This window comes from Kribbella aluminosa (assembly GCF_017876295.1).
GTDB lineage: Bacteria > Actinomycetota > Actinomycetes > Propionibacteriales > Kribbellaceae > Kribbella > Kribbella aluminosa.
Genome location: NZ_JAGINT010000002.1, coordinates 3991348 through 4003917, shown reverse-complemented (window position 1 = coordinate 4003917; position 12570 = coordinate 3991348). Strand labels below are relative to the sequence as shown.

15 protein-coding genes are annotated in these 12570 nt (G+C 70.5%); 8 read left to right on the top strand and 7 right to left on the bottom strand.

The window, feature by feature from the left end; all coding sequences use genetic code 11:
- Nucleotides 1-133 precede the first annotated feature (133 nt).
- Complete coding sequence (locus JOF29_RS40160; RefSeq protein ID WP_307863935.1) at nt 134-691, top strand: cell division protein FtsK; 558 nt, start codon at nt 134-136, stop codon at nt 689-691.
- Nucleotides 688-1098 carry a ferritin-like domain-containing protein gene (locus JOF29_RS40155; protein WP_209699531.1) on the top strand — a complete coding sequence of 137 codons (411 nt, stop codon included), beginning with the start codon at nt 688-690 and terminating at the stop codon, nt 1096-1098. The genes JOF29_RS40160 and JOF29_RS40155 overlap by 4 nt, the downstream gene beginning before the upstream one ends.
- On the opposite strand, the gene hisH is transcribed toward JOF29_RS40155, so the two are convergent.
- From hisH to hisD, 4 genes are read right to left on the bottom strand one after another with little or no spacing between them, the layout of a single operon-like run.
- Nucleotides 1095-1736 carry an imidazole glycerol phosphate synthase subunit HisH gene (gene hisH / locus JOF29_RS40150; protein WP_209699530.1) on the bottom strand — a complete coding sequence of 214 codons (642 nt, stop codon included), beginning with the start codon at nt 1734-1736 and terminating at the stop codon, nt 1095-1097. The two genes, JOF29_RS40155 and hisH, sit on opposite strands and share 4 nt — an antisense overlap.
- Nucleotides 1733-2332 carry an imidazoleglycerol-phosphate dehydratase HisB gene (gene hisB, locus JOF29_RS40145; protein WP_209699529.1) on the bottom strand — a complete coding sequence of 200 codons (600 nt, stop codon included), beginning with the start codon at nt 2330-2332 and terminating at the stop codon, nt 1733-1735. The genes hisH and hisB overlap by 4 nt, the downstream gene beginning before the upstream one ends.
- Entirely contained in the window at nt 2329-3447 is a 1119-nt protein-coding gene (locus JOF29_RS40140) for a histidinol-phosphate transaminase (protein WP_209699528.1), read from the bottom strand. Before JOF29_RS40140 ends, hisB begins: the two co-directional genes overlap by 4 nt.
- Nucleotides 3447-4772 (bottom strand): histidinol dehydrogenase, encoded by a 1326-nt coding sequence (hisD, locus tag JOF29_RS40135; protein WP_209699527.1) that lies wholly within the window; start codon nt 4770-4772, stop codon nt 3447-3449. Before hisD ends, JOF29_RS40140 begins: the two co-directional genes overlap by 1 nt.
- Nucleotides 4773-4873: 101 nt before the next feature.
- Between hisD and JOF29_RS40130 the strand changes: the two genes are divergently transcribed.
- From JOF29_RS40130 to JOF29_RS40120, 3 genes are read left to right on the top strand one after another with little or no spacing between them, the layout of a single operon-like run.
- Nucleotides 4874-5545 (top strand): LON peptidase substrate-binding domain-containing protein, encoded by a 672-nt coding sequence (locus JOF29_RS40130; protein WP_209699526.1) that lies wholly within the window; start codon nt 4874-4876, stop codon nt 5543-5545.
- Nucleotides 5546-5597: 52 nt separating this feature from the next.
- On the top strand, nt 5598-5831 hold the full coding sequence (locus JOF29_RS40125; RefSeq protein WP_209699525.1) for a ribbon-helix-helix domain-containing protein: 234 nt from the start codon (nt 5598-5600) through the stop codon (nt 5829-5831).
- A complete protein-coding gene (locus tag JOF29_RS40120) occupies nt 5831-6133 on the top strand; it encodes a type II toxin-antitoxin system PemK/MazF family toxin (RefSeq protein WP_209699524.1) in 303 nt (100 codons plus the stop codon). Before JOF29_RS40125 ends, JOF29_RS40120 begins: the two co-directional genes overlap by 1 nt.
- Here JOF29_RS40120 and ilvD read toward each other — a convergent pair.
- Nucleotides 6130-7980, bottom strand: coding sequence for a dihydroxy-acid dehydratase (gene ilvD, locus JOF29_RS40115; protein WP_209699523.1), 1851 nt, complete (start codon nt 7978-7980; stop codon nt 6130-6132). The two genes, JOF29_RS40120 and ilvD, sit on opposite strands and share 4 nt — an antisense overlap.
- A 144-nt stretch (nt 7981-8124) precedes the next feature.
- Here ilvD and JOF29_RS40110 point away from each other — a divergent pair, with 144 nt between their 5' ends.
- The 3 genes from JOF29_RS40110 to JOF29_RS40100 are packed head-to-tail and all read left to right on the top strand — an operon-like array spanning nt 8125 to nt 11328.
- Nucleotides 8125-9009: a helix-turn-helix domain-containing protein gene (locus tag JOF29_RS40110; RefSeq protein ID WP_209699522.1), complete on the top strand. Its 885-nt coding sequence runs from the start codon at nt 8125-8127 to the stop codon at nt 9007-9009.
- Nucleotides 9010-9019: 10 nt separating this feature from the next.
- Entirely contained in the window at nt 9020-10852 is a 1833-nt protein-coding gene (gene recQ, locus JOF29_RS40105; RefSeq protein WP_209699521.1) for a DNA helicase RecQ, read from the top strand.
- 56 nt (nt 10853-10908) lie between these two features.
- Nucleotides 10909-11328 carry a dihydrofolate reductase family protein gene (locus tag JOF29_RS40100; RefSeq protein WP_209699520.1) on the top strand — a complete coding sequence of 140 codons (420 nt, stop codon included), beginning with the start codon at nt 10909-10911 and terminating at the stop codon, nt 11326-11328.
- On the opposite strand, the gene JOF29_RS40095 is transcribed toward JOF29_RS40100, so the two are convergent.
- Both JOF29_RS40095 and JOF29_RS40090 read right to left on the bottom strand, forming a co-directional pair.
- Nucleotides 11310-11690: a VOC family protein gene (locus JOF29_RS40095; RefSeq protein WP_209699519.1), complete on the bottom strand. Its 381-nt coding sequence runs from the start codon at nt 11688-11690 to the stop codon at nt 11310-11312. The genes JOF29_RS40100 and JOF29_RS40095 overlap by 19 nt on opposite strands.
- Nucleotides 11691-11728: 38 nt before the next feature.
- Nucleotides 11729-12520, bottom strand: coding sequence for a helix-turn-helix transcriptional regulator (locus JOF29_RS40090; protein WP_209699518.1), 792 nt, complete (start codon nt 12518-12520; stop codon nt 11729-11731).
- Nucleotides 12521-12570: the final 50 nt, after the last annotated feature.

The following is a 12570-nucleotide window of genomic DNA, read 5'->3' as shown; positions in this document are numbered from 1 at the left end:
AGTTGTGCACCCGTTGTGCTCCCGGCGGTCCGGCCGAGAGCAGTAGCCCACCCTATCCGCCCGGTGCCCGGATCCCGCTCATCGGCCCGTCCCCGGGCCGGGTCGTGGGCGTGTCACCAGGTATCGTTCCGGCGTGCCTGAAAGCCACCTGAGACGACGTACCGTCATGGTGACCGCTGCCCTCGTTCCGGGCGCGGCCGCACTGACCGGCTGCAAGGACGATCCGGCCGCGTCCGGCACGCAGGGCACCAAGGGAGCCGTGAACGGTACGACGACGTCACCCGGCCCGGCCGCGACGCCGACGGCCGATCCGGCTGTCGTCGCCGCGCTCAGTGCCGCGGCGACCCAGGTGACTCAATTGTCCCAGCTCTACGCAACCTCGAGCCGGAAGTTCCCCGCGCTCCGGGCCCAGCTGGCGGCGGGCGCGAAGTACCACGTGAGCCACCTGGCGAAGCTCCAGGAGACCGCGGGGGTGACCGCCCAGCCGGCGAAGGCCGCCGCGCCGCCCACCACGCAGGCTGTCGCGCTGTCCACGATCGCCAAGCAGGAGAAGGCCGCGGCCACGGCGCACGTGGCGGCCGCCGCAACGCTGTCAGGGGCCCCGGCCCGGCTGCTCGCCGAGATCGCCGCGTCCGAGTCCCAGCTGAGCTCGACCCTCGCCCCGGCCAAGACCAAGGGAGCGGCATCGTGAACCAGTTGGATGCCCTGCAGGCCGCGCTCGCCGGTGAGCATGCGGCGATGTACGGCGTCGGTGTGGCCGGCGGGAAGCTCAGCGGTGCCCGGTTCGGTGCGGCGACCGACCTGTTCGGGGCGCACCGCGACAACCGCGACCAGCTGAGCGCGCTGATCGTCGCGGCCGGCCAGACCCCGGTCGCGGCCCAGCCGGCGTACGACCTCCCGCAGGCCGTCACGAACGCCGCGACGGCGGCCGCGCTGGTGCTGGTCATCGAACGCCGGATCGCGGCCGTGTACGGCGACCTCGTCGAGGCCGCCGAGCAGGCTCCCGTCCGCGTCTTCGCGATCGACGCCCTGCAGACCGCGGCGGGCAACCAGCTCGCCTGGGGCGGCGCGCCGGTCGCGTTCCCAGGCGCGGTCTAGAGCGAGCGGACCCAGTTCTCCAGCAGGGCCGCGCCGGCGTCGCCGGACTTCTCCGGGTGGAACTGGGTCGCGGTCAGCGGCCCGTTCTCGACCGCGGCGACGAACTTGTCACCGCCGTACGTCGTCCACGTGACCAGCGGGGCGACCGACGCGCGCACGTCGTCGAGCTCCCAGGTGCGGACGCCGTACGAGTGCACGAAGTAGAAGCGTTCCTTCTCGACACCCTCGAAGAGCTTGGTCCCGGACGGTACGTCGACCGTGTTCCAGCCCATGTGCGGCACCGGCTGGGCGTCCTCGGGCTGCAGGCGCTCGACCGTGCCGGGCCACTGCTCGCAGCCGTCGGTCTCGACGCCGTGCTCGATGCCGCGCGCGAACAGGATCTGCATCCCGACGCAGATCCCGAGCACCGGACGGCCGCCGGTCAGCCGGCGATCGACGACGACGTCGCCGCGGACCGCCTTCAGCCCGGTCATGCAGGCCTCGAACGCACCGACTCCCGGCACCAGCAGGCCGTCGGCGTTGCTCGCTTCGTCGAAGTCCGCGGTCACCGTGACGTCGGCGCCGACGCGCTGCAGGGCACGCTCGCCGGACCGGATGTTTCCCGAGCCGTAGTCGAGCAGGACGACCTTCTTCGTCACAGGGCGCCCTTGGTGGACGGGATGCCCGGCTGCCGCGGGTCGTGCTCGGCGGCGGCCCGGAGCGCCCGCGCGAACGCCTTGAACTGCGCCTCGACGATGTGGTGCGGGTCGCGGCCGGACAGCACCCGGATGTGGATGCAGATCGCGGCGTTGAACGCCAGCGTCTCGAACACGTGCTGGGTCAGCGAACCCGCGTAGTCGCCGCCGATGATCGCGTACACCTGGCCGTCCGGCTCGCCGGTGTGCACGCAGTACGGACGGCCGGAGAGGTCGACCGTACAGTGCACGAGCGCCTCGTCCAGCGGGACGGTCGCGTCGCCGAACCGGCGGATGCCGCGCTTGTCCCCGAGCGCCTCCTTCAGCGCCTGGCCGATGCCGATCGCGGTGTCCTCGACCGTGTGGTGCGCGTCGATCTCGAGGTCGCCGACCGTGTTCACGTGCAGGTCGAGCAGCGCGTGCTTGGCCAGCGCGTTGAGCATGTGGTCGTAGAACCCAACGCCTGTTGAGATCTCGGCGCGACCGGTGCCGTCCAGGTCGAGCTCGACCAGGACCTTGGACTCGCTCGTCTCCCGATCGATCCGGGCAGTGCGCGTCATTTCAGCCTTCCAGTGTCTGTCTTCAGGATGCGCTCCAGTGAAGCGCGGAACGCGGCCATCTCCTCGCCGGTGCCGATCGAGACCCGGAGCCAGCCGTCCGGTCCGGTCTCGCGGATCAGTACGCCGTCGTCGAGCAACGCCTGCCAGACCGCGTGCCGGTCGGCGAACGTGCCGAACAGCACGAAGTTCGCGTCCGAGTCGACCGCGCGCAGGCCGAGCGACCGCAGCCAGTCGACGGTCTCGTCGCGCTCGACCCGGAGTAGCTCGACCCGGCCGAGCAGCTCGCCGGAGTGCCGCAGGGCTGCGCGGGCGACCGCCTGCGTCACCGCGGACAGGTGGTACGGCAACCGGACGATCCGCAGCGCGTCCACGAACTGCTTGCTCGCGGCAAGGTATCCGACCCGCCCGCCGGCCATCGCGAACGCCTTCGACATCGTCCGCGAGACGGCCAGGTTCGGGTACGCCGGCAACAGGCCGACTGCGCTGGGTGTCCCGGCCCGGCGGAACTCGGCGTACGCCTCGTCGACCACCACGACCGAGCCGATCGCGGCGGCCTGCGCGACGATCGCCTCGGTGACGTCGATCGGCAGCGCCGTACCGGTCGGGTTGTTCGGCGAGGCGAGCAGCACGACCGACGGGCGGTGCCGGGAGATCGCGGCGATCGCCTTGCTCCGGTCCAGCGTGAAGTCCTCGGCCCGGCGGCCGGTGACCCAGGCGGTGTTGGTGTCCCGGGCGTACTCCGGATACATCGAGTACGTCGGCGCGAACGACAGCGCCGTACGGCCGGGGCCGCCGAAGGCCTGCAGGATGTGCAGCATCACCTCGTTGGACCCGTTCGCCGCCCACAGCTGCTCCGGCTCCAGCTGCGCGCCGGACTCGCGGGCCAGGTACGCCGCGAGGTCCGCACGGAGGCCGAGGAACTCGCGGTCCGGATACCGGTTCATGCCGCGCGCCGCCTCCGCCACCGAGGCGGCGACGTCCTGCACGGTGTCCTCGCTCGGCGGGTACGGGTTCTCGTTGACGTTCAGCAGCACCGGGACGTCGAGCTGCGGGGCGCCGTACGGCTCGAAGCTCTTCAGCTCGTCGCGGATCGGCAGCCCGTGGAAGCGGCCCATCACCGCTCCCCCGGGAACCGCGCCGACACCGCGGCGCCGTGGGCGGGCAGGTCCTCGGCGTGCGCGAGCGCGAGCACGTGACCGGAGACCTCGTGCAGCGCGTCGCGGGAGTAGTTGATCACGTGCACGGCCTTCAGGAAGCTGCGCACGGACAGGCCGGACGAGTGACACGCGCACCCGGCCGTCGGCAGGACGTGGTTGGAGCCCGCGCAGTAGTCGCCGAGCGACACCGGCGACCAGCTGCCGACGAAGATCGCGCCGGCGTTGGTGATCAGCCCCGCGCGCTCCTCGGCGTCGGCGGTCTGGATCTCCAGGTGCTCGGCGGCGTACGCATCCACGACGGCCGTGCCCTGGTCCAGGTCGTCGACCAGGACGATCGCGGACTGCCGGCCTTCGAGCGCTTCGGTGACACGCTCGGCGTGCTTGGTCTGTGCGACCTGCCCGGGCAGCTCGGCCTCCACCTTGTCCGCCAGGCTCGCGCTCGGCGTGACCAGCACGCTGGCAGCCATCGGGTCGTGCTCGGCCTGACTGATCAGGTCCGCGGCGACGTGCTTCGGGTCCGCGGTGTCGTCGGCGAGGATCGCGATCTCGGTCGGGCCGGCCTCGGAGTCGATGCCGACCTCACCGAGCAGCGCGCGTTTGGCGGCGACGACGTAGATGTTGCCGGGTCCGGTGATCAGGTTGACCTTGGGGCAGCCGTCGAAGCCGTACGCGAACCCGGCGATCGCCTGCGCGCCGCCCATCGCGTACACCTCCTCGATCCCGAGCAGAGCGCACACCGCGAGCACGGTCGGGTGTGGCAGTCCGCCGAACTCCTTCTGTGGCGGGGAAGCAACAGCCAGCGACGGTACGCCGGCCACCTGCGCGGGGACGACGTTCATCACGACGCTCGACGCCAGCGGCGCGCGACCGCCCGGCACATACAGCCCGACGCGCTGGACCGGGACGAACCGCTGCGTGACGCGACCACCCGGCGCGGGCTCGGACGCGATGTCCGCGGTGAGCTCGTCCGCACTGACCTCGCGGACCCGGCGGATCGACTCCTCGAAGGCGCTGCGCACCACCGGGTCGAGCTCCTCGAGCGCGGTCTTCAGCGCCTCCGCGGGGACCCGGACGTCCTCGACCCGCACATGGTCGAACTTCTCGCCGTACTCCCGGATCGCCGCGAGCCCGCGATGGCGGACGTCCAGGCAGATCGGTCGGACGACGTCGAGGGCAGCCTCGACGTCGAACACGGCTCGGGGGACCAGGGCATTCACATCGGCGGAGAGGTTCAGCAGCTCTCCGGCCGCCACTCGGCCCCGCAGGTCGACGCGGCGAATCATGCCGTCAGTCTAGTGGTCGCCGTACCCGCCGCCGACCGGCTATCCACAGGCCGGCCGGTCACGGCACGTGAGCACTGTGGTTGTCCACTAGGCTCGTCGGCATGGACTCCCGCCTGCCGCTGCTCACTGTCGACACGGTGATCTTCCCCGGGCTGGTGGTGGCGATTCCGGTCACCGACGTGCAGGGTCGTGCGGTGGTCCGCGACCTGGTCGAGAACGGTGGCGAGCTGGTCTGCGGGGCGCTCGCGGTCCGGGACGGGTACGAGCTGGGTGAGCGGGTGTTCCGGTCGCTGTACGGGACCGGGTGTGCGGCAACCATCTCCGAGGTCGCGGTGGACGCGGACGACGAGGGGCCGATCGAGGTCACGCTGACCGGGAACCGGCGGTTCAAGGTGTCCGAGCTGGACGGCAGCGGCGACTACCTGGTCGCGGACGTCGAGTGGCTCGACGACGAGCTCGGGGACGACCCGTTGGGCACGGCAACGATCGCGCTCGAGCGGTTCCGCAAGTACGCCGACGCCGTCAGCGAGATCAGCCGACCCGGCCTGCACCTCGGCGAGCTGCCCGACAACCCCAGCACGCTGTCGTACCTGATGTCCGCCGCGATGAAGCTGATGACCCCCGACCGCCAGAAACTCCTCGAGGCCCCCGACGCCAGCACGCGCCTGGCCCAGCTGGTCGGCCTCCTCGACAGCGAACTCGCCGCCATCACGGCGCTCCCGTCCCTCCCCGCCACCGACCTGATCACCTGGTCCACCCTCTCCCCCAACTGACCTTGCCGAGCAGACCCTACCGAAATGAATCCCACGTCGGTATGGTGGTGGTATGAGCAAACAGATCACCGTCCGGCTGCCGGATGACCTGGTCGACTTCATGGACGAGCTGGTCGCCACCGACAAGGCGACCAGCAGGGCGTCCGTGGTCGCCCGGGCGATGGAGCGCGAGCGCCGCCGGGAGCTGGCGACCCGCGACCTGGCCGTCCTGAGCAAGCACGGCGGCTACCCCGACCTCGAAGGCCTGGCCCCGGCGGCCGCCGGCACAGTACTCGAACTCGACTGATGCGTCCGCTGCACATCGCCCGGCTGGACAAACCGCGGCCGGTCGTGGTGCTGACCCGCGAACTCATCCGCCCACGGCTGACCAACGTCACGGTCGCCCCGATCACCAGCACGATCCGCGGCCTGTCCACCGAGGTGCTGGTCGGCCTGGACAACGGCCTGGATCACGCCAGCGCGATCTCCTGCGACAACATCCAGACGATCCCGAAATCGCAGCTCGGCCGCCTGATCGGCTACCTGCACCCCGACCAGGAACCTGCCCTGGCCGAGGCGATCAACCTTGCGTTCGACCTGGAGCTCTAGCCGAACTTGCTGATGTCGCGGACCGCGCCCTTGTCGGCGCTGGTCGCCATCGCGGCGTAGGTCCTGAGCGCGTTCGACACCTTGCGCTCGCGGTTCTTCGGCGCGTACACACCGCCGAGGGCCGCCTCGCGGGTCGCCAGCTCCTCGTCGGAGACCAGCAGCTCGATCGAGCGGTTCGGGATGTCGATCCGGATCCGGTCGCCGTCCTGGACCAGCGCGATCGTCCCGCCGGAGGCCGCCTCCGGCGACACATGGCCGATCGAGAGTCCCGACGTACCGCCGGAGAAGCGGCCGTCGGTGACCAGTGCGCACACCTTGCCGAGACCGCGGCCCTTGAGGAACGACGTCGGGTACAGCATCTCCTGCATGCCCGGACCGCCCTTCGGCCCCTCGTAGCGGATCACGACGACGTCGCCGGGCGTGACCTGCTTGGCGAGGATCTTCTCGACGGCCTCCTCCTGCGACTCGCACACCACGGCAGGGCCCTCGAAGGTCCAGATCGACTCGTCCACACCGGCCGTCTTCACGACGCAGCCGTCGACAGCCAGGTTGCCCTTCAGTACGCCGAGACCGCCGTCCGTGGAGTACGCGTGCTCGCGGTCGCGGATGCAGCCGCCGGCCGCGTCGGTGTCCAGCGTGTCCCAGCGCTCGGACTGGGAGAACGCGGTCGCGGACCGCTTGCAGCCCGGCGCCGCGTGCCACAGCTCGACGGCCTCCGGCGACGGCGATCCGCCGCGCACGTCCCAGGTCTTCAGCCAGTCGTCGATCGAGTCGCTGTGCACGGTGTGCACGTTCTCGTTCAGCAGACCGGCGCGGTGCAGCTCGCCGAGGATCGCCGGGATTCCGCCGGCCCGGTGCACGTCCTCCATGTAGTAGGTGCCTTGTGGCGCCACGTTCGGGGCGACCTTCGCCAGGCACGGGACCCGGCGGGAGACGGCGTTGATGTCGTCCAGGTCGAACCCGACCTCGGCCTCCTGCGCGGCGGCCAGCAGGTGCAGGATCGTGTTCGTCGATCCGCCCATCGCGATGTCCAGGGCCATTGCGTTGCCGAAGGCCTCCTTGGACGCGATGTTCCGCGGCAGCACCGTGGCGTCGTCGTTGTCGTAGTACCGCTTGGTGATCCGGACGACGGTCTCGCCGGCGCTCTCGTACAGCGCGCGGCGAGCGGTGTGGGTGGCCAGGACGGAGCCGTTGCCCGGCAGCGACAGGCCGATCGCCTCGGTCAGGCAGTTCATCGAGTTCGCGGTGAACATGCCGGAGCAGGAGCCGCAGGTCGGGCAGGCGTTCTCCTCGATCCGCAGGATGTCGGCGTCGGACACGTTCTCGTTGACGGCCTCGGACATCGCGTCGATCAGGTCGAGCTTGCGGACGGTACCGTCGACCAGCGTCGCACGTCCGGCCTCCATCGGGCCGCCGGAGACGAACACGGTCGGGATGTTCAGCCGGAGCGCGGCGTTCAGCATGCCGGGCGTGATCTTGTCGCAGTTCGAGATGCAGACCAGCGCGTCCGCGCAGTGCGCCTCGACCATGTACTCGACCGAGTCCGCGATCAGGTCCCGGGACGGCAGGCTGTAGAGCATGCCGCCGTGGCCCATCGCGATCCCGTCGTCGACGGCGATCGTGTTGAACTCGCGGGCGATACCGCCGGCCGCGTGGATCGCCGCGGACACGATCCGGCCGACCGGCGCCAGGTGCGTATGACCGGGGACGAACTCGGTGAAGCTGTTCGCCACCGCGATGATCGGCTTCCCGAAGTCCTCCCGGGCTACCCCCGAGGCCTGCATGAGCGCGCGGGCGCCCGCCATGTTGCGGCCGTGGGTGACAGTGCGGGACCTCAGAGCAGGCACGACGACATCTCCTTGCAGCTAGTACGTATCTCTCGATATCTCTCGATACCCTCTCGATACTGCCACGCAAGTCCGGATGCCGGTACGCCGGTCCCGGATTCTGGAGCCGCTGATTCTGCCGGAGCCCCGGTCTAGCCTGTTCCCATGGGCGGAACCGAACACGGTACGGCGGGATACGCGACCCGCCCGGTGCACGCTGCCCTGCGGTCGTACGTCGGGGACGTGATCGGCTACGCGTCGGCCGCCGATCCGCCGGACCTGCACCGCGGTCTGCCCTCGCGCTACCTGACCCTCGTCGTCACACTCGACGAGCCGCTGGGCGTCGCGTGGCCGGGCGGCCCGGTCGAGAAGTACGACGCGATGATCGGCGGACTGCACTCGACCGCCGTACAGATCGGCCGGACACCGAGCCGGGCCGGCGTGCAGCTCTCGCTCTCGCCGGCGGCCGCGCGGACACTGCTGGCGGTGCCGCCCGGCGAGCTCGGGTCCGCGGTTCTGGGGCTCGACGAACTGCTCGGGCGGCGAGCGGGTGAGCTGACCGAGCAGCTGCGCGAGGCTCCGACCTGGGCATCGCGCTTCGACCTGCTCGAGGCGTTGCTGCTGCAACAGCTGCGCGACGTCCGGCCTGCGGCAGTCCGTCCGGAGCTGGGGTGGGCGTGGCTGCGGTTGTGCGAGTCCGGCGGCGCAATCGGCGTACAGCAGCTGGCCACCGAGGTCGGGTGGAGTCGACGGCACCTGACCGAGCGCTTCACCGCCGAGTTCGGTCTGCCGCCGAAGGTCGCCTCGCGGGTGCTGCGCTTCGAACGTGTCACGGCCCGCCTGCGGCGTTCCCCGCAGAGCCGCTTGGCGGACGTCGCGGCCGCCGCCGGATTCGCCGACCAGTCGCACCTGACCCGCGAGTTCCAGGCGATCGCCGGGTGCTCGCCGCGGCAGTGGATGGCCGAGGAACTGCCCAACCTGCCGACCAATCCAGCGGAGTATCCACAGGTTGCGGCGATCGCGCCAGCATCGTCGGCGGGATCTCACTAAACTCGCTGGGGTGAGTGAGACAACCGAGCTGCCCGACTCCGAAGCCCTTCAGGTCCTCCGGCGGGTGTTCGGGTACGACGCCTTCCGCGGCGAGCAGGCCGACATCATCGACACCGTGGTTGCGGGCGGTGACGCGTTGGTGCTGATGCCGACCGGCGGCGGCAAGTCGCTGTGCTACCAGATCCCGTCGCTGGTGCGGTCCGGGGTGGGCGTGGTGATCTCGCCGCTGATCGCGCTGATGCAGGACCAGGTCGACGCGCTGACGGCGCTCGGCGTCCGGGCGGGATTCCTGAACTCCACGCAGGACTTCGAGCAGCGCCGCGAGGTCGAGCAGGCGTTCCTGGCCGGCGAGCTCGACCTGTTGTACCTGGCGCCCGAGCGGCTGCGCGTCGAGGGCACCGTGCGGTTGCTCGACCAGGGCAAGATCGCACTGTTCGCGATCGACGAGGCGCACTGCGTGTCCCAGTGGGGCCACGACTTCCGGCCGGACTACCTGATGCTGTCCGAGCTGCACGAGCGCTGGCCCGACGTACCGCGGATCGCGCTGACCGCGACGGCGACCGACGCGACCCATCAGGAGATCGCGACCCGGCTGAAGCTGGACCAGGCGAAGCACTTCGTCGCGAGCTTCGACCGGCCGAACATCCAGTACCGGATCGTCCCGAAGGACAGCCCGCAGCGGCAACTGCTCGACCTGCTGCGCACCGAGCACCCGGGCGACGCCGGCATCGTGTACTGCCTGTCCCGGAACAGCGTCGAGAAGACTGCGGCGTTCCTGAGCCAGAACGGGATCGAGGCGCTGCCGTACCACGCCGGCCTGGACAGCCGGACCCGCGCGCAGAACCAGGCCCGCTTCCTGCGTGAGGACGGGCTGGTCGTGGTCGCGACGATCGCGTTCGGGATGGGGATCGACAAGCCGGACGTCCGGTTCGTCGCGCATCTCGACCTGCCGAAGTCGGTCGAGGGGTACTACCAGGAGACCGGGCGGGCCGGCCGTGACGGACAGCCGTCGACGGCCTGGCTGGCGTACGGGCTGCAGGACGTCGTGCAGCAGCGGAAGATGATCGACACCTCCGAGGGCGACCTCGCGCACCGGCGCCGGCTGGGTGCGCACCTGGACGCGATGCTCGCGTTGTGCGAGACCGTCGAGTGCCGCCGTTCCCAGCTCCTGGCCTACTTCGGTCAGCAGGGCGACGCGTGCGGGAACTGCGACACCTGCCTGACGCCGCCCGAGTCGTGGGACGGCACGATCGCGGCGCAGAAGCTGCTGTCGACGGTGTACCGGTTGCAGCGCGAGCGCGGGCAGAAGTTCGGCGCCGGACAGTTGATCGACATCCTGCTCGGCAAGGAGACCGACAAGGTCAAGCAGTTCCGGCATCAGGAGCTGACGGTGTTCGGGATCGGCACCGAGCTGAAGGACACCGAGTGGCGCGGGGTGGTCCGGCAGCTGCTGGCGCTGCGGCTGCTCGCGGTCGAGGGCGACTACGGCACGCTCGTGCTGACCGAGGACAGTGGCGAGGTGCTCGGCCGTCGGCGCGAGGTGATGATGCGCCGCGAGCCCGAGCGGCTGCGTTCGAAGTCCAGGTCCTCCGGCTCGAAGAAGGCGGCCGTCGACCTGCCGACGGAGGCCGCGCCGGTGTTCGAGCGGTTGCGCGCGTGGCGTGGCGCGGTCGCCAAGGACCAGAGCGTCCCGGCGTACGTCATCTTCCACGACGCGACGCTCCGCCAGATCGCCACCGAGCTGCCGTCCTCGCTGGCCGAGCTCGGCACGATCAGCGGCGTCGGCGAGAACAAGCTCGCCAAGTACGGCGACGGCGTCCTGGAGGCACTCGCCGCGGAGTGATGTTGCGGGTGCTGTCGAATCGGGCGCCGGGTTTTCGACGCGTAGGCGACGACTTCATGCGGCTGCACGAGTGGTACCTGCAGCCCGACGGGTCGGTCGGCCGCCCCGAAGGCGAGGCCGGGGCGATCTGGGACGGGATGGACGCGACCGGGGCGGTCGTCGTCGGTCGTCGTACGGCGGAACAGGTCGACTACTACGGCGGTGAGCACCACGGCGTACCGCTGTTCGTGGTGAGCCACGACCCGCCGTCGGTGCCGTACGAGCAGGTGCACTTCGCCCGCGACATCGAGACCGCGATGGCGCAGGCGAAGGAAGCCGCCGGTGAGAAGGACGTCCTGGTGCACGGCGCGATCACCGCGCGTACCGCGTTGGAGGCCGGCGTTCTCGACGAACTGCAGCTGAGCCAGGTCCACACAGACGATCGACGCGGCCGGCGGCGGACACGTCCTCGGCTGAGTCAGAGCTCCGAGATGTAGAGGCGGTTGCCGTCCGGGTCGCGGAGGCTGAACATCGGCGGGGTGCCGGGCCACTCGAGGAGTTCGCCGGTGTCGATGCCGGTGTCCAGGAAGTGCCGGTGGGCGGCCTTCGCGTCCGGGCTGGCCATGCGGATGCCGGTGTCGACGCCGGCCGGGTTGTCCTCGCTCTCCGGGACCAGCGCGATGCTCGCGCGGCCCTGTCCGGAGCCGGCGGGTGCGACGACGATCCAGCGGCCGCCGAACTGCGGCAGCGGTACGTCGAGCTGGACCTCGAAGCCCAGCGTGCCGGTGTAGAACTCCAGCGCCCGGTCCTGGTCGCGCACGGGTACGCCGACGGTCCGGATCTCGGTGATGTGGTTCATGGTGCTTCTCCTACGCTCGTGAAGAGGTGCTGTCACCCCTAGGTAGAAGCCGTCCCGGGCTTTTCGACATCACTCCGCCCGTAAACCACGAGAAACTGATCCGGCTCGTCGAGTACGGCGACCACCTCGTAGTCCACGGTCAGCCGCCCGAGCGTCGGGTGGTCGAGGTACTTCACCCCGGTGACGTGCCGCCGTACGTCCCGCCGGGACCAGCGGGCCGCGAACTCCGGACTGTCGACAAGCAGATTGTCGACAAGCGACCGGAAGCACGGATCGTCGACGAGGTGACCGGCGGCCGCGCGGAGATGCGCCACGGTGTCGTCCGCCACCTCCGGCCAGTTCGGGAAGATCTCGCGTGCTTGCGGATCGCAGAACACGTAGCGCGCGTTGTTCGGCCGCGGGCCGTCCAGCCGTCCGGGGAAGAGCATCGCCGCTTCCTCGTTCCAGGCCAGTACGTCGCCGATCCGGCCGAGGACGAGCGCAGCCGTCGGTGGTTTGAGCAGGTCCATCATCCGGAGCGCCGAACGGGACACCTGCTCGGCCGGCAGCGGCGCGGACTCGCCGGCGAGCGCCCGGAGGTGCCGGGCCTCGTCGGGCGTGAGCTGGAGGATTCGGATGAGAGCTGCGAGGACGCTCTCCGACGGGTGTGCGGCGTGGCCCTGCTCGAGGCGTGCGTAGTACCCGGCACTCAGACCGGCCAGCTCGGCGATCTCCTCGCGGCGGAGTCCCGGCGTACGGCGCGGTGGGCCTTCGATCAGGCCTGCGGCCGCGGCGGTCAGGCGCGCCCGTCGCTCCCGCAGGAACGCCCCTAGCTCGTGCCGGCGATTCATGTATTCCCTCCTGACTGCACCTGACAGGTGTACCCGGCTGCGTCCGCCGG